This window comes from Ensifer sp. M14, assembly GCF_003355565.1.
Classification (GTDB): domain Bacteria; phylum Pseudomonadota; class Alphaproteobacteria; order Rhizobiales; family Rhizobiaceae; genus Ensifer.
Map to the genome: position 1 here is coordinate 107,533 of NZ_QJNR01000018.1, position 21,515 is coordinate 129,047.

16 protein-coding genes are annotated in these 21,515 nt (G+C 61.7%); 12 read left to right on the plus strand and 4 right to left on the minus strand.

Annotated features, from left to right (window positions below; genetic code table 11):
• Positions 1-18 precede the first annotated feature (18 nt).
• Positions 19-591 carry a MarR family transcriptional regulator gene (locus tag BLJAPNOD_RS32975; RefSeq protein ID WP_077502435.1) on the minus strand — a complete coding sequence of 191 codons (573 nt, stop codon included), beginning with the start codon at positions 589-591 and terminating at the stop codon, positions 19-21.
• A 193-nt stretch (positions 592-784) separates the two neighbouring features.
• Between BLJAPNOD_RS32975 and BLJAPNOD_RS32980 the strand changes: the two genes are divergently transcribed.
• The 11 genes from BLJAPNOD_RS32980 (at position 785) to galU (ending at position 15,698) form a co-directional block, all read left to right on the plus strand.
• Positions 785-2,557: a type I secretion system permease/ATPase gene (locus BLJAPNOD_RS32980; protein WP_077502436.1), complete on the plus strand. Its 1,773-nt coding sequence runs from the start codon at positions 785-787 to the stop codon at positions 2,555-2,557.
• On the plus strand, positions 2,554-3,954 hold the full coding sequence (locus tag BLJAPNOD_RS32985) for an HlyD family type I secretion periplasmic adaptor subunit (RefSeq protein WP_115422929.1): 1,401 nt from the start codon (positions 2,554-2,556) through the stop codon (positions 3,952-3,954). The genes BLJAPNOD_RS32980 and BLJAPNOD_RS32985 overlap by 4 nt, the downstream gene beginning before the upstream one ends.
• A gap of 267 nt (positions 3,955-4,221) precedes the next feature.
• Complete coding sequence (locus BLJAPNOD_RS32990) at positions 4,222-4,881, plus strand: calcium-binding protein (RefSeq protein WP_077502438.1); 660 nt, start codon at positions 4,222-4,224, stop codon at positions 4,879-4,881.
• Between the two features lie 196 nt (positions 4,882-5,077).
• Positions 5,078-7,192: a glycosyltransferase family 2 protein gene (locus tag BLJAPNOD_RS32995; protein WP_244611196.1), complete on the plus strand. Its 2,115-nt coding sequence runs from the start codon at positions 5,078-5,080 to the stop codon at positions 7,190-7,192.
• Complete coding sequence (locus BLJAPNOD_RS33000) at positions 7,189-8,028, plus strand: class I SAM-dependent methyltransferase (protein WP_115422931.1); 840 nt, start codon at positions 7,189-7,191, stop codon at positions 8,026-8,028. The genes BLJAPNOD_RS32995 and BLJAPNOD_RS33000 overlap by 4 nt, the downstream gene beginning before the upstream one ends.
• Entirely contained in the window at positions 8,025-9,278 is a 1,254-nt protein-coding gene (locus tag BLJAPNOD_RS33005) for a glycosyltransferase family 4 protein (protein WP_115422932.1), read from the plus strand. The genes BLJAPNOD_RS33000 and BLJAPNOD_RS33005 overlap by 4 nt, the downstream gene beginning before the upstream one ends.
• Positions 9,279-9,287: 9 nt before the next feature.
• Entirely contained in the window at positions 9,288-10,016 is a 729-nt protein-coding gene (locus BLJAPNOD_RS33010) for a hypothetical protein (protein WP_115422933.1), read from the plus strand.
• 185 nt (positions 10,017-10,201) lie between these two features.
• A complete protein-coding gene (locus BLJAPNOD_RS33015; protein ID WP_147294631.1) occupies positions 10,202-12,259 on the plus strand; it encodes a hypothetical protein in 2,058 nt (685 codons plus the stop codon).
• Positions 12,259-13,566, plus strand: a complete 1,308-nt coding sequence (locus BLJAPNOD_RS33020) for a glycosyltransferase family 4 protein (RefSeq protein WP_115422935.1) — start codon at positions 12,259-12,261, stop codon at positions 13,564-13,566. Before BLJAPNOD_RS33015 ends, BLJAPNOD_RS33020 begins: the two co-directional genes overlap by 1 nt.
• A gap of 24 nt (positions 13,567-13,590) precedes the next feature.
• Positions 13,591-14,778, plus strand: a complete 1,188-nt coding sequence (locus BLJAPNOD_RS33025; RefSeq protein WP_115422936.1) for a polysaccharide pyruvyl transferase family protein — start codon at positions 13,591-13,593, stop codon at positions 14,776-14,778.
• Positions 14,779-14,795: 17 nt separating this feature from the next.
• Positions 14,796-15,698, plus strand: a complete 903-nt coding sequence (galU, locus tag BLJAPNOD_RS33030; protein WP_199566095.1) for a UTP--glucose-1-phosphate uridylyltransferase GalU — start codon at positions 14,796-14,798, stop codon at positions 15,696-15,698.
• Positions 15,699-15,818: 120 nt separating this feature from the next.
• On the opposite strand, the gene BLJAPNOD_RS33035 is transcribed toward galU, so the two are convergent.
• Entirely contained in the window at positions 15,819-18,269 is a 2,451-nt protein-coding gene (locus tag BLJAPNOD_RS33035; protein ID WP_115422937.1) for an FAD-dependent oxidoreductase, read from the minus strand.
• 88 nt (positions 18,270-18,357) lie between these two features.
• Positions 18,358-19,140: a DeoR/GlpR family DNA-binding transcription regulator gene (locus BLJAPNOD_RS33040; RefSeq protein WP_115423180.1), complete on the minus strand. Its 783-nt coding sequence runs from the start codon at positions 19,138-19,140 to the stop codon at positions 18,358-18,360.
• A 209-nt stretch (positions 19,141-19,349) separates the two neighbouring features.
• Between BLJAPNOD_RS33040 and BLJAPNOD_RS33045 the strand changes: the two genes are divergently transcribed.
• A complete protein-coding gene (locus BLJAPNOD_RS33045) occupies positions 19,350-20,399 on the plus strand; it encodes a GlxA family transcriptional regulator (RefSeq protein WP_158556212.1) in 1,050 nt (349 codons plus the stop codon).
• A gap of 88 nt (positions 20,400-20,487) precedes the next feature.
• On the opposite strand, the gene BLJAPNOD_RS33050 is transcribed toward BLJAPNOD_RS33045, so the two are convergent.
• Positions 20,488-21,498 carry a C-terminal binding protein gene (locus BLJAPNOD_RS33050; protein WP_115422939.1) on the minus strand — a complete coding sequence of 337 codons (1,011 nt, stop codon included), beginning with the start codon at positions 21,496-21,498 and terminating at the stop codon, positions 20,488-20,490.
• Positions 21,499-21,515 lie beyond the last annotated feature (17 nt).

Genomic DNA, 21,515 nt, shown 5'->3' on the forward strand with positions numbered 1-21,515 from the left:
ACATTGGGTTCCGCCCGGTCACATGTCGTACCGTGACGCGCTGCCCCAGACGAGTTCGAGTTGATGCAGGGTCTGGAAGGCGGTCTCCAGGTTCTGACGATCCTGATGGCCGCGATTGAGTGCCCGCTCATAGGCCATCGCCGCATCGCGCAAGTTCGCCCGAAGCAGCCGGCCCTTTTCCGTCAGCTTGATGCGCGCCGAACGCTTGTCGCGCTGGGAGGCAACCCGGTCGATGTAGTCTCCATCGGCCAGTTGCTTCAGGTAGTACGATACGTTCGAGCCGACATAGTGCCCGCGATCCAGCAGCTCGGCGACCGAAAGCTCGGCATCGCCGATCGCCAGCAGGACCATGGCCTGGGCTGGACCGATGTCGTCGACGCGCAGCTTGGTCAGCTCGGCGCGCACCAAGCCGGAAAACCGCCTGCTCACCCTCTCCATCAGGCGCGCAAGCTCGAAATAGGTCAGCTGTCGGCAATCGCTCGCGGCGTCCGCTTGATCTTGGGCTCCTACCGCCGTGGACGCTTGCTCCTCCTGCTGGAGCAACGACACATCTTTGATCCCCGTGGACGGATAGAGTACTCTTTCATTCATCCAACTCTCCATTTCGAAATTTACTTCAAATCTTGAAGTAAATCTAAATACACCAACCCCCTCCCTTTGACCTCAAACTTGCATTACCTCTTACTTTCGTGCCACAAATAGCGAAGCAATACTATGCTCCAACCTAATTTAAAGCCAGCCGTCCTCCACGGAGGGCTTTAACGTTAACTTCAGGCAACCGCCCATGCGTGATACTGTTCGGAACGAGACGATTAGCAACGGTCAAATTTTAGGGGTTATGCGCCAGGACGAGATTATCAATCCACGATTGCTAATGCTGCAGGCCAAACGTGTGTTTCTTTCCGTATCGCTTTACGCTGCCTTGCTGAGTGTCTGCATAAGCCTGCTTCAGCTGACGATACCGCTGTTCATGCTGCAGGTTCATGACAGGGTTCTCAACAGTCAGAGCTTCGATACGCTCACGATGCTGACGCTGCTCGCGATCAGCGCATTGGTCGTCTATGGCGTTCTCGACTTGATCCGGGCCCTTGCATTTCAGGCGATGGGCAGCGCGATCGTGCGAAGGCTGAATGCCCCGGTTCTGGCATCGGCGGTGCAAGCCTCCGTAAATCAAGGGCTTTCGCGCGCGGCACAATCCCTTCGCGACCTGTCGGAATTGCGTGGTTTTCTCACCTCGTCGGCGGTCGTCGCGCCGCTCGACGCCGCCTGGTCGCCAATTTTTCTGGGGGCCCTATTCCTGCTCCATCCACTGTTCGGGCTCGTTGGGGTTGTATCGGTGGCAGTGCTGATTTGCTGCGGGCTGGTTAACGACATACTAACGCGCCAGCTGACCAAGGAAGCCAATCAGGCGAATGTCGAGGCCGTCTCCAAGATCGCCGGCTCGCTCAGACATGCCGAGGCGATCGAGGCGATGGGCATGCTGCCCGCACTTGCCAGGCGCTGGCGCACCCTGCAAATCCACGCTCTGGGCGCACTCGAAGCCGGAGGAAGCAGGAGCAAGGCGATGACGTCGCTGACGCGCAGCCTGCGGTACTCGATCCAGGTCATCACGCTTGCAACAGGTGCGCTGCTCGTACTTGATCAGGCCATCACCCCCGGCGCGATGATGGCTTCAAGCATCCTCGTCGGTCGCCTGCTTATCCCCTTCGACACGATCATCGAAAATTGGCGCCAGTGGGTGCTTGCCGTCGCCGGCTGGCGTCGGATCGAGGCGGCGATCGGCGAAGATCTGGCGATCCGCCAGACGACGCCGACACCGCATTCGGCTGGCGACATGATTGTGGATAAACTGGTCTACGCCGTCCCGGGCGTCGAGGTGCCGATCATCAAGGGCGTCTCCTTCTCGCTTTCCCCCGGCGAAGTACTGGGCGTCGTCGGCCCCTCGGCGGCCGGCAAGTCGACGCTTGCCAGGCTGCTGGTGGGCATCTTGAAGCCGACGTCGGGCGGTGTCTTTCTCGACGGTCACAACACCTATCTCTGGGAGCGCGGATCCTTTGGGGAAAAGGTCGGCTATCTCCCACAATCGGTGTCGCTGCTGGAGGGCACGATCCGCGAAAACATCGCCCGGATGGAAGACGGCGACCCCTACAGGGTCATCGAAGCCGCTCGACTGGCGGAAGTCCACGAGATGATCGGCCGCCTGCCCCTCGGTTACGACACACCCGTCGGCGATGGCCATCTGACGCTTTCGGGCGGACAGCGCCAACGCATTGCGCTGGCGCGCTGCCTCTACAATCGCCCGCGTCTCGTCGTTCTCGACGAACCCAATGCCAACCTCGATTCGCTCGGTGAGCGCGCGCTGGTGCGCGCAATCCAACGGATGCGCGACCAGGGCGCTATCGTCATCATGATCGCGCACCGACCATCGATCATGCAGGTCGCCGACAAGCTGCTTGTCCTGGAAAATGGTCGTATCAGCCAGTTTGGGCCGCGAACGGATATCTTGACCGCTGTGCCAGGTCCTGGCGAAACCTTGAGAGAGGTTGCTTCCAAATGACCGAAAAAGACCTGCTTCCGCTCGAACCTCAGTCCTCCACGTCCAATGTCAGCTCCCCGGTAAAATTGGTGGCGCGGTCCGCGCCGCCACCCGCCGAGGTCGATGACGCACGTGCCGAGCGCGCCCTTCGCCGCCTGATGGTCGCCGGGTTTGCAACGATCTTCGTATCCTTCGGCGGCTTCTTCACTTGGGCGGTATCGACCGAACTCAGCAGTGCGACGGTCGCCAACGGCAGCGTCATCGTCGATTCCAAGCGCAAGACGATCAGCCACTTCGAAGGTGGCGTCATGGGGCGCCTTCTGGTTCAGGAGGGCGAACAGGTCGCTGTGGGGCAGCCGCTCATCCTGCTGGAAGATACGCGGGCACGCTCTAACCTGAACGCTCTCACCAGCCGTCGCATCGGCCTGATCGCAAGGCTAGCCAGGCTCAAGGCAGAGCAGGACGGTGCAACTACGATCACCTTCCCGGACAACTTCCGCGAAGCAGGCGGCGTCGCCGTCGATGAAGCGATCAAGGCGGAGAATGTCTTCTTCGACAAGCGGCACGAGGCCAAGTCCGGACGTGTCGACGTTCAGACGAAAACGATCGAGGAATATGGCGAGCAGACGAAATCGCTGTTCACGCAGGTCGAAGCGACCGATCGCGAGATCGCCCTCATCACCGAACAACGCACCGCGATCGCCACGCTGGTCGAGAAAGGTTTCGTGCAGCGCGCCAAGCTCATAGAGGTCGACACGCGGCTGAGCGAGCTTGCAAGAACGCGCGGCGAACTGGCAGGCGACAAGGCGCGGGCGGAGAAAGCAAAGGCTGGCGCCCAGCTTGCTCTGATCGGCATCGAAAGCGAGTTTCAATCGACGATCGCCGGAGAGATTACGACGGCGCGCATCGACCTGACGGACGTCGAAGAGCAGATCATCGCGGCAAAGGATGTGCTGCGGCGCATGGAAATCCGCTCACCGCAGGCAGGCGTGGTCAGCAACATCTGGCTGCGCACCCCTGGAAGCGCCGTCACGCCCGGCCAGCCCCTCCTGGAAATCGTCCCCGAAGACGAACCACTGGTCGTCGAATTGCGGGTGAACCCGCGCGATATTGACAGCATATCGGTGGGCTCGCCGACGCAGATCAGGCTGACCGCCTACAATCAGCGTTCGCGCCTGCCCTTCAACGGCGAGGTGACCTATGTTGCCGCAGACCAGTCGGTCGACGAGAAGTCGGGCGTCTCCTATTTCACCGCTCGCGCCAAGATCGATGCGACGTCCCTTGCCGCCGATCCCGATGTCCGCCTCTACCCGGGCATGCCGGCCGAAGTTTTGATCGTTCACAAGGCGCGTCGTGCGATTGACTACCTCGTGTCGCCGCTGACGGAGAGCTTCAATCGCGCCTTCCGGGAAGATTGAATCAGGCTTACAAGGACGAAGTATGCAGTAAATTACTACAAGTTTTGAATTATTGTTGCGCCAAAATGCCGATACAATTGATGCAAACTAAGTATATGTTAAATCGATGATCAAATACCCATAAATAATGACAATAACAACGCGAAGATTTCACGTTTTAATCATGGAATCGCTGTTGAAATATACTCTAGGCCGATGCACACTCCCGAAGCATCAACATCGACCCGGTCGGTGGACATGCGATTTATCCACCAAGAGGAGAGGCAGATGGCCACACTAGAAGGCGGCGCATACGACGACGCGCTGTTCGGCTCTCGCTTCAACGATTTCATCCATGCCCGAGCGGGTGATGATTTCGTGAGCGGCGGCAACGGACATGACATCATTTTCGGCGACGAAGGTGACGACCAGCTATTCGGCGGAAACGGCAACGATTCGCTGTTTGGCGGCGAAGGCGACGACGTTCTCTATGGCGAGAACGGCAACGACATCCTGACCGGCGGATGGGGTGACGATCTCCTGTTCGGCGGCAATGGCAGCGACATTCTGCTTGGCGGTCAGGGCAACGACTTCCTGTCCGGCGGCAAAGGCAGCGACACGCTGTTTGGCGGTGATGGCAACGACGTCCTCAACGGCGGCGCTGGCGATGACCTCCTGGTTGGTGGAGCCGGCAACGACGTTTTCGTTTTCGATGGCGGCGGCGGCAACGACGTCATCCTCGACTTCACACCCGGCGAAGATCTGCTGCAGATCTCCAAGGGCATCAACGGTCTCGACATCACCTCGCCTGACGACCTCGCCTCGCGCATCACCCAGGTCGGCGGCAATGTCATCATCGACCTCGGCCATGGCGATTCACTGACCCTGGTCAATGTCGACGTGGACGACATTCACGCAAATCCCGAGAACTATTTCACGGTTCACTAAGCGTGGACGATGCGTGCCCTGCATTCCTCCCGCAGGGCGCGCACTCCAAGAGGGATCGAATTTGCCGTTCAGCGATATCAAGCAGCCGAATACCGATCTTCGGGACGCAAGGGCATTCCGTCTAGGATCGGACCTGGCTGTTCTCATCTGGGACCTGCCTTCGGCATTGCCAATTCCCACACGGCCAATGCTGACGATGGCAAAGCCGCCCGTCCCACTCGTCAGCGTGACGCTATCGCTCGCCAACGGACAGCAGCGAACGCTATGGGCCATGCGGACGACAAGAGTGCCGATGCCGGCCGTCATTGCCACGGAATGCAGCGATAGGGCGGTCCAGATCAACATCGAACCTGCGAGCAACCTGCCCCCCCTCGACATGGAGCAACTGTTTCTGGAACTCGCGCCGGAAGCGCGCATCCGGTTTCTCAACGTCGTGCTGACAACCTGGCGAAGCGCATTCAAAGTTGCCGGAGATCCCTATTTCTGCCTGATCGTCGAAGACGCTCTCAATGCGTTGGCACCCTTGCCTCGGCCGGCGCGCATAACCTGCGAACTTGGCCGCGGACGGTACCTGGTCGAGACGACGATCAACGCGGAGTTCGACGACAAGCTTTCGATTTACGTGGTCGGCGCGGCAAGTGTCAGCCAGTTGCGGCCCAAGGCTATCGTCCGGCGCCGCACGAAAGGAGCCTGGCAGGCCTGCCACTTCATAGCCGAAATGCCGAACCTCAGCCCCCCGCTTCAGCTTGTGCTGCTCAGCAAGAACGGCGCCGCCATCAGGCAGCTTTCCGAGCGCGATGCGCAATGTCCGGGCCTGACGCGCTGGTGGGCGGACAATCGTGACGCGGTCGAACTGCGAGAATTGCTCATTCAGCACCTCGCCACCTGGCCGAACGGCGGACCGGCAACCGCGATCGACCTGCAAATCCGCGCGCCCCTCAAAGAACGCCACGTCCAGAGAGCGGCGCAACAGCCATCTGGACAGGTAGACTTGGCGCTCGCCCTTTCCGACAGCCTGCTCGTCGGCGGCTGGTATCACGATCCGTCCTCCATGCTCGCCGGCATCGACTACCTGCAGGCAGATGGCAAAGCCGTGCCGCTCGACGGCAACATCTACGAATTCCCCGGTTGGGCGCAGACGCAGGCCGACAAATCGAAGACGGATGTGACCGGCTTCGTGGCCCGCCTACCCCTTGATCAGCCGCTCGGCCCGCTGCTGCAGCCACGGTTTCAGATGCGGTTCGCATCAGGCGCTGTGAAATCCCTCATCCCGCCGCCGCAGCCTTTCGAACCGGTGTTGCAGCGAAACCAGATCCTGCGCGCAGTTCCACCGCAACACGCGATCGACGACGCCTTCCGCACGATCCTCGCGCCGGCGCTGAGAGAAGTCGAGCAACGTCTCGGCAAGACGGTCGAGGTAAAGCGCACGAGAGACTATGGCCTGCCGCAGCAGGCGCCGCTCGTATCAATCGTGATCCCGCTCTACAAGGTCCTCGACTTTCTCCGCTTCCAGTTGTCGGGCATGGCGACAGACCCCTGGCTGATGGAAAATGCCGAACTGGTCTTCGTGCTCGATTCTCCGGAAATACAGGACGAGACCGAGCATCTTCTCGGCGGGCTGCACCTGTTGCACGGGCTCCCCATGCGACTGGTGGTCATGAACCGGAACGGCGGTTACGCGCGGGCCTGCAACACCGGCGCACGCATGGCTCGTGGCTCCATGCTTGTCATGCTCAACTCCGATGTCGTCCCTTGCGAACCGGGCTGGGTGCAGACCCTGATAGAACCGATCATGCGCGGGGAATTCGGTGCGATCGGCCCGAGGCTGATCTTCGAAGACAGGTCTCTACAACACGCTGGCCTCTATTTCGGCCGCGACCAGCGCGGGATCTGGCTGAACCACCACTTCCATAAGGGCATGCCCAGCAATTATCTGCCGGCGCAATTGGCTCGAGCCGTTCCCGGCGTCACCGGAGCTTGCCTCGTCACCTCGAGGGATATCTACGACAGCGTCGGCGGCTTCACCGAGGACTACATCATCGGTGACTATGAAGACAGCGACCTCTGCCTGAAGATCCGCCGGGCCGGCTTCGAGATCGGCTACGAGCCGTCGGCATGTCTCTATCACTTCGAGCGCCAATCGATTCGGCGCAGCCAGGACTACATGCGCGGGGTCGCCAGCCAATACAACTCCTGGCTCCACACCCAGCGCTGGGACGATGACATCGCCGCGCTGATGGCGCGCGATGTTCGACCGCAAAGAGAACCCGTGTCCCCCGATGACCGCACACTTGAATGGACAAATGCATGATCGATGCCCTGCCGCGCGATGAAATCGGTACACCGCCGCCCGTTGACGATGCGCATCTTTCCTGGCTGACCGACAGCGTTTCGCGCAACCGGTTCCTTCCGCAGCCGGACGCCAACAGCATTTTCGTCGGCGACGGCGATTTCCGGGCGATCGGCGCCGAGTTTCTCGGCCATTTTATCCGAAAGGGCGGCTTGCGGCCGCATCATCGCGTCCTTGATATCGGCTGCGGCATCGGCCGCATGGCCGTTCCGCTCACCCAATATCTCGATGGCGACCGCGGCCGCTATGAAGGCCTGGACCCCGTGGAGGGTGGTATCCGGTGGTGCAGGTCGACAGTGACGCCGACCTACCCGAACTTCGCCTTCCAGCGCCTCGACATCGCCCATGACCTCTACAACCCTTCCGGCAAGATCAGAGGGCGTGAGCTGAAACTGCCGTTTGCCGACGGGCAATTCGATTTCATCATCATGACATCGGTTGTCACGCACCTGCCAGCAGACGAGGTGATGGCCTATTTGGCTGAGATCTTCCGGGTGCTGGCACAGGGCGGCCGTTTGTTCATGACCGCCTTCATCGTTGATGACGTCGCCAGACAAAACGCCACGGGCCGCCGCGACCCGCGCCTCGCCTTCGCGCGCGCCGGCCAGGGCCCCTGCTGGTTCGTGCCGGACCAGCCGCCGCTCGCAGCGGTCGGTTTCGACGATGGTTTTCTGGAGGGTGCGCTCGATCGCACTGGCCTCTCGGTCGTGCTCAAATCCTTCGGCCATTGGCGTGCACCGGGCGGCACCCACTATCAGGACATTCTCGTGGGCGAGCGTCGACGGAGCGCTGCATGACCAAGCGCATTCTCGTCGTGGCCCACAATCATCCGGCCCTTCATCCCGGCGGCACGGAAGTCTTCGCGCACGATCTCTTCCGCGCCTACCAACGGGCAGGACACGAGGCGCTGTTCCTGGGTGCGGTCAACCAGGTTCATCGCGAGGCAAGGCCGGGCACGAGTTTCCAGGCCATTGGGCCGACGGGCGACGAAATCCTGCTTTGGGCGGGTCATTTCGATCGCTTTTTCATGAGCCAGATCGATCTCTACGGGTTCGTCCCTGATCTCACCGAACTGCTGCGCGAATTCCAACCGGATGTGGTGCACCTTCACCATATCCTGCTGATGGGCGTCGAGTTCCCGCATATCGTGCGCAGGACGCTGCCGGCATGCAAGGTCGTCATGACGCTGCACGACTATTACCCCATCTGCCACCATGACGGGCTGATGGTGCGTACCGACAAGCGGGAACTCTGCCACGGATCGAGCCCGGACCGCTGCCATGCCTGTTTCAAAGACATCAAGCCCGATCGCTTCGCCTTGCGCGAACAACATCTCAAGGCGCTACTGGGCACGATCGATGGTTTCGTCGCACCGAGCGAGTTCCTGAAGCGTCGATATGTCGAATGGGGAATTGCCGAAAGCCGTATTTCGGTCATCCCCAACGGCCTGCCGGCCCGAGCATTCGAGACCAGCAGTAACAAACCCAAGGCCGGCCGCCCCGTCTTCGGCTACTTCGGCAACCTCAACCCTTGGAAGGGGACCAAAGTGCTGCTGGAAGCGGCGCGTCAACTGATCGTTGACGGCGTCGACTTCGAGCTGCGCGTCCACGGCGGCGCCCCGTTCCAGACCCCTGAATTCGTTGCCGACATCGCGCGCCTGTTTTCCGAAACGGCACCCCAGGTGCAGCGACGCGGACCATATCGGCGGGATGATGTCGCCGCCCTTATCGGCGCCGTCGACTGCACGATCGTGCCCTCCATCTGGTGGGAAAATGCACCGCTGGTAATCCAGGAAGCACAGGCGCAGGGCCGCCCGGTGATCGTTAGCAATATCGGCGGAATGGCTGAGCTTGTGAGGAACGGCGTCAACGGCCTGACCGTCGCTCCCGACGATCCGCGCCAGCTTGCGGGCGCCATGCGTCAGATCATCGAAAAGCCGACGCTACTGCGTCAACTGTCAGGCAGAGCCGTTCGGCCTGATGATATCGACACGACTGCTGGGCGTTACCTCACTCTTTTCGATCTCCAGCAGGTTCAGGCCGCATAAAGAGGATTCATGGCTGAAGTCGCACAAAAACTCGATACGCCGCCTGAGAACGATGGCGGCAAACCGGTCAACGGCCGCGTCGATGCCGTCGATGGCGGACGTCTGTTCGGCTGGGCGTTCGACCCCGCTGCCCCGGATCAACGGCTGAAGGTCCGCGTCCTCCTCGACGGCGCACCGGTCGCCGAAGCCATTGCCGACCGTAACCGGCCGGACCTCAAGCGAAACGGGATCGGAGACGGCAAGCACGCTTTCGAGATTGCCCTGCCGGAGGCGGTGCAGAAGCGCCGCCGCGATCTCGTCGTCATGGCGATCACGGGAGACGGCGCGGGCCAGCCTCTGCGCGTGCCGCAACCGGACGAGCAAGCAGCAGAAGCGCTGATCGCCGCACCGTTGACCAGGGTGCTCGACAAACTGGACGTGCTGATGGCTGCGCAGCGGCAGCTGCAGATTTCTCAACGTTCGCTGCAGCGCGTACCTCATATCGGCGCGGATGCGGCGGAGGGCGACGGCGCCGAAGACCCGAGCGCCGGCATCGACGGCCTTCGTGCCGATGTGAGCCAGCGGCTTGACGAACTGGACGTGCACCTGTTGCGGATGGATGGCGTCGTGGCTGGTATGGAGAAGACACTTGCCGCTCTGCAGAAGCGGGCGGGCGGCGACACCAAGCCGCTTGTGCTGCTTCTCTTCGTTCTCATGGGGTTTGCAGCGGGCGCGCTGCTGACCTTGCTGGCGAGATGATCATGCGGCAGGCAACGGCAATCGACGAAAAGCCCTATGGTCCCACCGGTTCCCCAACTGTGGCTAAGTCCGTGCGCTTCGGGAAGGGCCGAGCCATTTGCTGTCGGATTGATCCAGACACCGTGCTCATCCTTGGCAGCGGCCGTCCGAGGGGCCATGCGCTTTCGGTCAGGGCTGATGGCGCATTGTCCGCGCAGGACGCCGCCTTTGTAGCAAACTGGGCCTTGCCGGCGTCGTCGCCTTCAGCGACGCACGGTTTCGCAGCACTTCTGACGCAGCCAAACGCCGGCACGCCTATCACCATGGTCGACGTTGATGACGGGCGCACGCGTGAGCGTTTCATCGTCGCGCCAAGACAGATCTCGACCGAAGAAGCGGCAGCCCTCATCGCGCAGACCGCTGCAGGAGAGACCGTCGCGGTCATCAGTCGCCTCGCCGACCAGCTCATGGCACAGCCGACGAACCGCGGCAGGGTTTCTGCCGGACTTTCCCTGATCCGGGCGCTGCAGCCATCCGACGGCTTCATCGAACTGGTCGGCGAGACCCATGACGGCGTCATCGTCATCATGGGCTGGAGCCGCGCGTTCGTTCCCGGACGTTTCCAAGCCTATCTTCTTGCCGGCGCAACGACTGTCGCCGATTGTTTCGTCGCCAGTTTTGCGCGGCCCGATATACCGGACGGCGAACTGGGCTTCATCGCCGTTCTCGAGACAGACGGAAGGGTGCGCGCCGACACGCTCAAAGGTGTCATATACAACGCCGGTGGCGGCTGGCACATGACGCCGGCCCATTCTCGCGTGCAGGTCAGCGCGGCCCTGGACACCCCGGACCATATCCGCTCTGTGCTGCTCGAAGCCCGGGCGACGCCGGAGGTCATGCTGCGCTTGCGGTCCGCGGCCAACGGCTTTACCGGCAAGGATACGGTATCGAGCCTCCCCGTCCCGGTTCGCATGGACGTCGACCGGGTCTTCGAGACCGATGACAGCGACATGTTGATTTCCGGCTGGCTGCTCGACCCGGAGCACCACGTTCTGGCTGTCAAGCTACGGCGGCCTGGCGGAGAGGCCAGGCTCGACGACAGGTGGACGCGGCTCGATCGGATCGACGTTTCGCAAAGCTTCGCCGATCAACCCGCGTTCCGGGCGTCGCTCGACAGCGACGATCAAGCCCACGGATTTGTCGCCCATGCCAAACTGTCTGGTGGCAAACCCGACGCAGCGCCTTTTCTGGAACTCAGCTTGCGAGACGGGCGCCGTGCCTTTCTGCCCCTGATGCCCAAGCGGTTGCCTGCCCGAAGGGCCGCACTCCAACAACTGTCGCTGTTCGATGCGGCCAACTGGGCACTGCCGGCGATTGTCGATCACCAGATCGTTCCGCTGCTTTGCAACGCCGCCGTCGCCGCGCCCCGCATGGAAACGGTTGTCGACATCGGGCAGTTCGACGAGAATACCGGCATCCCTATAATCGTCGGCTCCACTGTCGGCATGCCGGAAGTCGGCCCGCTGCTTGCGTTGCTCGCGCTCGATCCGCAGACCCGCTGCGCGCCGCTTGTGATCGTCGTGAGCAAGCCCACCTTCCAACGGGATCTTGTGCGATTGCGACAGTTGGCACGGTTTTACCGGCTTTCAGTCAGACTGGTCTGTGCAACCGGAGCGCTCGATCGGTTCGATCTCCTGTCGGTTGGGGCAGCAGAGGTTTCATGCGAGACCGTTGTCACCATGTCTGGGTCACTCGTCCCGGCGGCCAAGGGGTGGTACGGCGCACTGACGGCGGTCGGAGTGGACCACGTTGGAAGCGTGATTTCGCCGATGCTTGCCTACGACGATCATTCGGTGAAATGGGCCGGGAGCTGGCTTTCCGAGGGTGGCGACCAGCTGCTGCTCGATCGCTACGCCGGTTATCCGTTGATGGCGATTGCGGCGCTGCAATTGACGCGCGTCGACATTGCGTCGCTCGAATGCTGCATCATGCCGCGCGCAGTCCTGAAGGATGCGATGCGTGATTGCGGCGTCTATCTCGGTTCAAAACAGAAGGCGCGCGAGATCGGCCTGAGGATCAACCAGGCAGGCATTGCCGCCTGGTTGCTGCCGTCGATCCAAATGCTCGGCTGCGACGAGCCGATGTCGGGAGAGCAGAACGGCAAGCTTGCCGCCCTCGCCGAACGCATCGACGTCGAGATACTTAAGTCACGGTGGCGAAACGGCCATGAGAGCCATCATTCATTTGACAGGATTTCCGCATGATGGGGCAAAAGCTTCGCGTCCTGGTGATCTCGCATGCACATCCCACGTTTTCGCTCGGTGGGGCGGAGGTCGCCTCGCATAACCTGCATCGCAGCCTGAACGCGATGGAGAATGTCGAATCCGTGTATCTCGCGGCGGCCTCCCCTCCACTTCAACGACACGCGTCATCGGCGCTCATGAGTGCCCGTTTGCCACAGGAAGAGGTGTTGTTCCACACGGATGCCTATGATCATTTTCACCTGGCGAATGAGGATGTCGAAGCGATTGAGCGCGATCTGCTGCGGTTCGTCCGCGATGTCAAACCGGATGTGATTCATTTCCATCACGTTCTCGGTTTTGGCCTCGAAGCCCTTTATGCCGTGCGCAACGCTCTGCCCGACGCCGCAATCCTTCTCACGCTGCATGAATTCGTCCCGATCTGCCACAACCACGGTCAGATGGTGAAGCGACCGACAGGCCAGCTCTGCGAGCAGGCCTCGCCCACGGCCTGCAACAGCTGTTTTCCGGATATCCCAGCATCAAGGTTCCTGCGGCGCGAGGCGCTCGTGCGCACCATGCTCCTCGACATGGTCGATGCATTCGTTTCGCCGAGCGCTTTTCTCGCCAAGCGCTACGCCGAGTGGGGGATCGACGGGCAGCGCATTCGGGTCATCGAAAATGGGATCATGGGGAAGGAAGCGGCTCCTGTCCGCGACGTTACGCGAAGCGACGGCCGTCGCAATCGCTTCGCGTTCTTCGGCCAGATGACGCCGTTCAAGGGCGTGGACGTGCTGATCGATGCCGTCGGCCGGGTGCCCGATGAGATATGGGGTGACGACGCCTATCTGATGATCTTCGGCGCCAATCTCGAGCGCCAGCCGGTCGAATTCCAGGAGCGGATGAAAAAGCTGATCGAGCGAGCCGGTCGGCGCGTCCGCTTCTACGGCAGCTACCAGAATGCGGATCTGCCAAAGCTCATGCGCTCCGTCGATTGGGTGATCTTTCCATCGATCTGGTGGGAGAACTCGCCCGTCGTCATTCAGGAAGCGCTGCTGCACCGCCGCCCGCTCATCTGCTCCGACATAGGCGGCATGGCCGAAAAAGTCCGCGATGGTGTCGATGGACTGCATTTCCGCGCCGGCAACGGCCAGCACCTTGCGGATCGGATCGTCGAGGTCCTGAACGACGACACGGTCTGGGGCCGTTTGCGCAGCACCATGCGAGGCCCCTTCAGCGCCGAGGATTGTGCGCGCGAACACCTCAACGTCTATCGCAGCCTGCTCAGCGAAAAAACCAGTGCCGCGCAGCGCGAACATCGCGTCTCGTGACAGTTCCAACGACGGAATAGGCTTTTGGCACGCATTTTGGTCATGATCCCCGCCGGCGAGGTCTACGCACATGACAGCGTTCGCTGGTATCAACACTGGGACATCTCGTCTCACATCGATACCTACCACAATATGGGCGATGCGTTCGTCTTCGACTCGTCGCTGAAGCTGCTGCGTTTCGAAAAACTCGGTGTTCTGGAGATATCAGAGTTCAGGCCACGCGAGATCGCCCGTCTTCGGGAGGAATACGACTACGTGTTCCTGCGCGGATCGAACTACATTCACGATGCCATGGACTGGGAAGCGGCAGCGACGGTTCTGAAGGCGCTCGGCCTGCCCATCATCGGCTTCGGTATTGGCGCACAGGCGCCGGTGGACGGAAAAATCAGGATCTCCGACGACACCCGCACCGTGCTGCAGTTGATGTCTGAATCGACGACGACGATCGGTGTGCGTGGGGCCTATTCGGCCGACGTTCTCTGGAGCCTTGGCATCCGCAACATCAGAATTGTCGGTTGCCCCACCGCCTTCCGGCGGAACGACCCGGAACTGCGCATCACGCTGCCGCCGTTGGAGCAGGTCCGCAACGTCGGTGTCACTGTCCGGCGAGAAGTCTCAAGCGCCTACGCCAAGGACATCGAGCGTTATCTCACTTTCCATCGTGATCTGGTGAAAGCCACGGCCGGACGCTTCGAGACGGTGCTTTTGGCGCAAGGCGAGGTCGAGGAAAAGAAGCTCGTGCTGGGTGACGAGGCACAACGCGAAGAAGCGATCACGGCGCTCAAGGCCGACCATTGGACATCATCGTGGTACCTCGATGAGACGATGCTGGACCTCTACCGGCAAAGGCTTTTCTATTCCGATGTCGTTGCCGACTACGAACGGTTGATCCGCGCCCAGGATCTGGTGCTCGGCTACCGCCTGCACGGCAACCTGATGGCGCTGGCGAACGGGGTCCCCTCGATCTACTGCACCTATGACAGCCGGACGGCCGAATTCTCGGACACATTCAAGATCCCGAGTTTCCACGTCTTCGGGCAGACGGCGTTCTGCCTTGAGGACTATTGGGACCAAGCCCTTTTCGACCGGTACAACCGTGCCTGGTTCCACACCTATGGCGAAATGTGCCGGTTCCTCTCCGAAAATGGTGTCGCGCATAAGATGCACGACATTCTCACGACCCCACAGTCGAAAATCTCCCGAGTTGCTTGAAGCGAAGAGGTGTGAATATGCAAAACGCGAAAATCCCGAACAAGGTGCGCAAGGCGATCATCCCGGCCGCCGGGTTCGGCACCCGAATGCTGCCGGCGACGAAAAGCGTTCCCAAGGAACTGCTACCGATCGTCGACCGCCCCATCCTCGACTACATCGTCAGCGAGGCGTTTGCCGCAGGAATCGAACACGTGATCATCGTCACCGGACGCATGAAAGGTGCAATCGAAGACTACTTCGATCACGCATTCGAGGTCGACGCCACGCTTCGCAAGGCCGGCAAGAACCCGCTGGCCGACCGGTTGGCGACGGCAACGCCCGATGCGGGAAGTATCTCGTTTGTGCGCCAGCAACAGGCCCGTGGTCTTGGACACGCAGTCTGGACTGCGCGTCACATCGTCGGCGACGAACCTTTCGCGGTTCTGCTGCCTGACATGCTGATGGTCGATCACGAGCCTTGCCTCAAATCCATGACGGATCTTTACCAGCGGCACGGCGGCAATGTGGTGGCGGTTGAACGGTGCTTGCCGGAAGAGGCCCACAAGTTCGGCATCGTTTCCCTGAAGCAGACGAGGGCCGGTGCGCTGGTCGACGGTCTTGTAGAAAAACCTGCCCCGGGGACAGCGCCAAGCAACCTGTTCATTTCCGGCCGCTACATTTTGCAACCCGAGATCTTCTCGATCCTCGAGAACCAGACACCGGGTGCTGGCGGCGAGATCCAACTGACCGACGCCATGATCACGCTGATGGCAAATCAGGAGATCCGTGCCTTCGAATTTGCCGGCCGGACATTCGACTGCGGAAACCCGACAGGTTTCGTCGCGGCCAATCTGCATATGGCGATGACGCGCACCGACATTGCTGCGGGCATATACGGCGAGATGCATGCGATCATGTCGCCCGCGCGCGCTATAGCTTGATTTCAGCACATATTAGCGCAGTGACGCGTGCGGGTTTCCCCGCCGGTTTCGACCGGCCAACGCCTCCTGATGCCGACAGGCTGGCGAAGCACCGGAAGCTTCGCCAGTCGCCGCCGAGGCCTATGCTTTGACGCGCGAGCCCGTCGGATCGTAGGCCGGCGATCGGTGCGCTGTCGCTGTGAACCGGACACCGGCGACCTCGACTTCGAAGCGGCCCCCTTCCAGGAACTCCTTGCTGATGCCCGAGGAGTGTTCAATGAGCCCAAGTGCGACGGAACGGCCGAGCGTGTGCCCGTAGGCGGCCGAGCGGACTTCGCCAACCGGCTTGCCATCGCGAAGGACGAGCTCGCCGCCCCATAACATCGGCGACGGATCATTGACGGTAAACTGGACGATGCGCCGCGTGGGCACGCCCCGCGCCTTTGCGGCGATCACCGCGTCGCGGCCGATGAAGCCGCCCGGTTTGTCGAGCGAAAGCGCGAAGGCAAGCCCCGCCTCGTAAGGGGTGATATCCGGCGTCAGCTCGCGGCTCCAGGCGCGATAGCCCTTTTCCAGCCGGAGCGCCTCCAGCGCATAATAGCCGCAATCGGTCAGCCCAAAATCGCGTCCGACATCGTGCAGCGCCTCGTAGACACCCACGGCGAACTCTGTCGGGACGATCAGTTCCCAGCCGAGTTCGCCGACATAGGTCATGCGGTTGGCATAGGCCGTGGCGTAGCCGATGTCGATTTCGCGGATCGTGGCGAAGGGGAAGCTTTCGTTGGAAAGGTCAGCAGAGGTAAGACGGGTGAGAATATCGCGGGACTTCGGCCCCATCAGCGCCAGGACTGAATAGGCCGAGGTAACGTCGGTGAGCGTCACATGGGCGTCTGCCGTCAGGTTCTTGCGGATCCAGTCCGCATCGTGCACCGCTTGCGCCGAACCGGTGACGAGAAGAAAGCGGTCGGTCGCAAGACGCATGACCGTCAGGTCGCTCTCATAGCCGCCGCGATCGTTCAGGAGCCCGGTATAGATGGATCGGCCGATGGTAACGTCGATATCGGCCGCGCAAATACGGTTGAGGGCGACCGCGGCATCCCGGCCTTGGATGAGAAGCTTGGCGAAGGAGGTCTGATCGAAGATGCCGGCCGCCTCGCGCGTCGCCTTCATCTCGCGCTTGACCGCTTCGTGCCAGTTCTGCCGGCCGAAGGCATAATCCGTGACCGGCTTTTCGCCCTCGGTCGGAAACCAGTTGGCGCGCTCCCAGCCCATCTTCGAACCGAAGCAGGCGCCCTTGGCCGCCAGCCGGTCATAGAGCGGCGAGCGGCGGAAGGGACGCGCCGTATCCAGCTCGCGATTGGGCCAGGGCATGGCGTAGTGCAGCCCGAGCGTCTCCTTGACGCGGTCATGCAGCCAGCGCGGATTGTTGTTGAAGTTTGCGAAGCGGCGGATATCCACCGGCCAGAGATCCATTGTCGGCGCGCCGTTGACGATCCATTCGGCCAGCGCCCGGCCGGCGCCCCCGGCACTGGCAATGCCCATCGAGTTGAAGCCGGCGCCGACGTAGAAATTCTTCAGCTCCGGCGCCTCGCCGAGCATGAAGTTGTTGTCCGGCGTAAAGCTTTCAGGACCATTGTAAAACTTCTTCACCTCTGCTGTCGCCAACTGCGGCACACGCTGCAGGGCGTTCTGCATCAGGATTTCGAACTGGTCCCAGTCGTCGGGCAGCAAGGCGAATTCGAAATCGTCGGGAATGCCCGCCATGCCCCACGGTTTCGCCTCCGGCTCGAAACCGCCCATGACCAGCCCCCCGACCTCTTCCTTGAAGTAGATATAGCCGTCGGGATCGCGCATGACCGGCAGATCCGGATGCACGCCTTCGATCCTGCCGGTGACGATGTACATGTGCTCGGCCGAATGCAGCGGCACCGATACGCCGCACATCAGCCCGACCTTGCGCGCCCATTGGCCGGCGCAATTGACGACGATCTCGGCTGAGATCGTCCCCTGGTCGGTTTCGACGCCGGTCACGACCCCATCGGCAACAGAAATCCCGGTCACGCGGACGCGCTCGATGATGCGAGCACCGCGGTTGCGTGCCCCCTTTGCCAGCGACTGGGTCAGGTCTATCGGGTTGGCCTTGCCGTCGCCGGGCAGCCAGACGGCGCCCGCCAGATCGTCGATCGCCATCACCGGCCAGAGATCCTGGGCCTCCTTTGCCGAGATCACCTCGATGGCGACGCCCTGGGCGCGGGCGGACGCGGCGGTGCGCTTCAGCACCGTCATCCGGTCGGTAGATCTTGCCACCGAAACGGAACCGCAGTTCTTCCAGCCGGTGGCAAGCCCTGTTTCCGCCTCCAGTTCGCTATAGAGCTGTGTCGAATATTTGATGAGGCTCGTCATGTTCGCGTGGCTGCGCAGCTGGCCGACAAGGCCGGCCGCGTGCCAGGTGGTGCCGCCGCTCAATTGCCCCTGCTCCAAGAGTACGACGTCCGTCCAGCCGAGCCTGGTCAGGTGATAGGCGACCGAACAGCCGATAATTCCGCCACCGACGATGACGACCTGTGCCTGCGTTGGAAAATTCTGAGCCATGAAACGACCTCCCGAAGCGATGGAAGGCCACACCATAACAACGGAAGTGCAAATAACAAGACAAAATGTTACAAAGAATTACACTACATCACTCTGCAACAATCACGGTCGGCCCCTTGCGCTTCAGCGCCTCGCAGATCGCCTCCGGCGGGCGCCGATCGACAATCACGCCGGTTGCAAGTTCGAATCTAGGAATCCGCAGCGGAGTCAGCCGGCCGAACTTCGAGCTGTCGAGCACGAAATATGCTTTGCCCGCCGTCGCCGTCATGCGCGAGCGCTGCTCCGCGCCGTTGCGGGTAAAGTCCGTCACTTCACCGTCAGGGGACAATCCGCCGCCACCGAGGAACGCCACATCCACCCGGAAGTGGCTGATTGCCTCGAGCGCGTCGATGCCGACGGCCGCCTCTTCCGCCGGATCGATCTCGCCCCCAAGCATATGCACCCGCACCTGCGGCTGACGACACATCTGCAGCGCGATTGACAGCGAAGTGGTACAAATCGTTAGATCTTTCCGGTCCGTCAGCGCATGTGCCACGGCAAGCGTGGTGGTGCCCGAGTCGAGAAACACCACCATTCCGTCGCGCACGAGAGCTGCTGCGGCCCTGCCGATGGATGCCTTAGCCGACGCGTTCTCACCTCGCCTTTCGGTGAAGGCAGCTTCGGTCGGCTCGAACAACGTCGCCCCGCCATGAACGAGATCCAACTGGCCGCGCTCCGCCAGATGTTTCAGGTCACGCCGGATCGTCTGCCGCGACACGTCGAAATGGTCGGCAAGTTCTGTAATGCTGACAGTGCCATCGGAGACCAGACGGCGGAGGATCTCGCCATGGCGGCGGGGAGCGAGGGCGCGAGCGCTTTGACTATCTGACATGTCGTTATCTGCGACCATTTTCGGCGTTTTGACAAGATGTGCCTCTCAGGACGAGACATCGCCTGATTGAGTCGTGTTTTGCGCAGTGAACCCGGCCCAATCGCGCGGTCACGCAAAATTACGCACCGGGAAGTCTATTTATGTTGCATAATGTAACTATTATTTGCATCATGTACCTAGCGCCGATGAACTCAAAAGGAGGAAGGGCAGTGCAGAAGGCATGCACACAAGGCCGCCGGTTTACCTTCTACCTTCTCGACGGCTACACCCAGCACGCATTCAGCTCCGCACTCGAGCCGCTGCGGCTCGCCAACGACGTGATGGGCAGGCCCTATTACAGCTGGCGTCTGCTGACACGTGACGGCCAACCGGGGCGATCAAGCTGCGGGATGCGCGTGGCGGCCGATGGAGCGCTCACGTCGGAACAGGACGGACTGCAGCAGCTAGATCGTGCTCACATGACCGTTGTCTGCGGCGGCAGCGCTGTTCCTCCAGCGGACGGAAAGGCCGAAGGCTGGCTGCGGATGTCGCGGCGAGGCCGGATCCCCATCGCCGGGCTCGCAGGCGGCCTCTACAGCCTCGCGCGCGCCGGCCTGCTAGGCGGGCGTCGCTGCGCCGTACACTGGGAACACTTTCCTGATTTCTCCGAGCGGTTCTTCGAAACGAAAGCCCGCCAGACGGCATTCGAGATCGACGGCGAGCTCTACACCTGCGCCGGCGGCAATGCCCCGTTCGACATGTTCCTGCGCATCGTCGAGGACGACCTCGGCCGCGACGTGGCAAACCGCGTTTGCGAAGTAGCGCTGTCGGAGCACGTGCGCAGGGCTGGAGAACGCCAGCGGCTGCCGCTTCAGACCCGGGTCGGCATCGACAACCGTCTGCTGATCGACATTATCGAGCAGATGGAGGCGAACATAGCCGAACCGTTGAAACTTGCCGAAATGACACCATCGACAGGCCTGTCGCGCCGCCAGGTCGAACGCCTGTTCAAGCGAGAGATGGGGCGCTCCCCCAAACGCTACTATCTCCAGATGCGGTTGGAGCGCGCGCACCTGTTTCTCGTCAATTCGACGCTTCCGGTCTTCGAGATCGCGGTGGCCTGCGGATTCTCCTCGGCGTCGCATTTCTCCCGGACCTACCGGGAGACATATGGCTACACACCGCAGCACACGCGCACGGCGGAACTGGAGCGCCGCCGCCGCGCCCTTTCGGACGGCGAGGAGAGACGAACGGTCTCGGAGGAGCGTCGCGTCGCCTGATACCCGGCGTCGACACCGTATCCGACGCGTCAGAATCGACCGCTGCGACGTCCTTGGGCAGGGGCAAGCGACGACATGCGAGAATGCATCAAACGAACAGGACGTTGCGCGCCTGTGCACGCAGGCGTGGGTCGTGCGACCGGATTGTCACAGGCCGGCTTTCCAGGAGCTCGCAGCAACGGGCCAGCGTCTCCTGCGAAAGCCGCTGCATCGCCTCGCTGGTGAAGAATGCCAGGTGCGGAAAGAGGATAACATCGGGACGTCCGAAGAGGGCGCTGAGGGGATGCCCTTCCCTCGCCAGTGGCTCTTGACCATAAACGTCCAGCGCGACGCCTTTGAGACGATCTGCCAGCACCGCTTCGACCAACGCCGCCTCGTCGATGAGCGCCCCACGCGAAACATTGACCAGAACCGCTGTCGATTTCATGCAGGCAAGCTCCGCCGTGCCGATCAGATGGCGCGTCGATGCGTTCAAAATGGTGTGCAGCGAAACGAAATCACTTTGCCGCAGCATCGCGTGAAGATCGTCGACCTTCTCGATCCCGTATCCTGCCATGACCGACGCTTCGACATGCGGATCGTAGCCGAGAATGCGCGCGCGGAAACCGGCTCCCGCCATGCGCGCCATGCTGCGGCCGATCCTTCCGGTGCCCACCAACCCGACCGTCGCGCCCGCGATGTCGTGGCCGAGCCAGCGCCGCTCCGGCCATATCCAGCCCTCGTGTTCCACCGCCTGCCCAATCTCCGGCAGGCGCCGCGCAAGCGCAATCATCAGGGCGAAGGCCGCCTCGGCGACGGTCTCCTCCGCGTAGTCCGGCACGTTGACGACGGGGATGCCCCGCGCCATGGCGGCCGGTATGTCGATTGCGTCGATACCGACGCCATATTTCACGATGCCTTTCAGGCGCGTTGACTGAGCGATGATGCCGGCGGTGATCGGCGTGTAGCAGGTCAGCAGCAGATCCGCGTCCGCCACCTCGCGCATCAACCTGTCCGGGGAGACGCCGCCGGGCAGCGTGACGAGTTCGACGCCGCGCGCCCGCAGCCCCGCGTCGATTTCCGGACATTCGAGTTCCTGATCCGTGCGAACGGCTTTCATCGCATTGCTCCCGGTTT

Coding starts and splice junctions, on each gene's coding strand:
- BLJAPNOD_RS32975 (WP_077502435.1), bottom strand. CDS start 591: ATGAATGAAAGAGTACTCTATCCGTCCACGGGGATCAAAGATGTGTCG.
- BLJAPNOD_RS32980 (WP_077502436.1), top strand. CDS start 785: ATGCGTGATACTGTTCGGAACGAGACGATTAGCAACGGTCAAATTTTA.
- BLJAPNOD_RS32985 (WP_115422929.1), top strand. CDS start 2,554: ATGACCGAAAAAGACCTGCTTCCGCTCGAACCTCAGTCCTCCACGTCC.
- BLJAPNOD_RS32990 (WP_077502438.1), top strand. CDS start 4,222: ATGGCCACACTAGAAGGCGGCGCATACGACGACGCGCTGTTCGGCTCT.
- BLJAPNOD_RS32995 (WP_244611196.1), top strand. CDS start 5,078: ATGGCAAAGCCGCCCGTCCCACTCGTCAGCGTGACGCTATCGCTCGCC.
- BLJAPNOD_RS33000 (WP_115422931.1), top strand. CDS start 7,189: ATGATCGATGCCCTGCCGCGCGATGAAATCGGTACACCGCCGCCCGTT.
- BLJAPNOD_RS33005 (WP_115422932.1), top strand. CDS start 8,025: ATGACCAAGCGCATTCTCGTCGTGGCCCACAATCATCCGGCCCTTCAT.
- BLJAPNOD_RS33010 (WP_115422933.1), top strand. CDS start 9,288: ATGGCTGAAGTCGCACAAAAACTCGATACGCCGCCTGAGAACGATGGC.
- BLJAPNOD_RS33020 (WP_115422935.1), top strand. CDS start 12,259: ATGGGGCAAAAGCTTCGCGTCCTGGTGATCTCGCATGCACATCCCACG.
- galU (WP_199566095.1), top strand. CDS start 14,796: ATGCAAAACGCGAAAATCCCGAACAAGGTGCGCAAGGCGATCATCCCG.
- BLJAPNOD_RS33035 (WP_115422937.1), bottom strand. CDS start 18,269: ATGGCTCAGAATTTTCCAACGCAGGCACAGGTCGTCATCGTCGGTGGC.
- BLJAPNOD_RS33040 (WP_115423180.1), bottom strand. CDS start 19,140: ATGTCAGATAGTCAAAGCGCTCGCGCCCTCGCTCCCCGCCGCCATGGC.
- BLJAPNOD_RS33050 (WP_115422939.1), bottom strand. CDS start 21,498: ATGAAAGCCGTTCGCACGGATCAGGAACTCGAATGTCCGGAAATCGAC.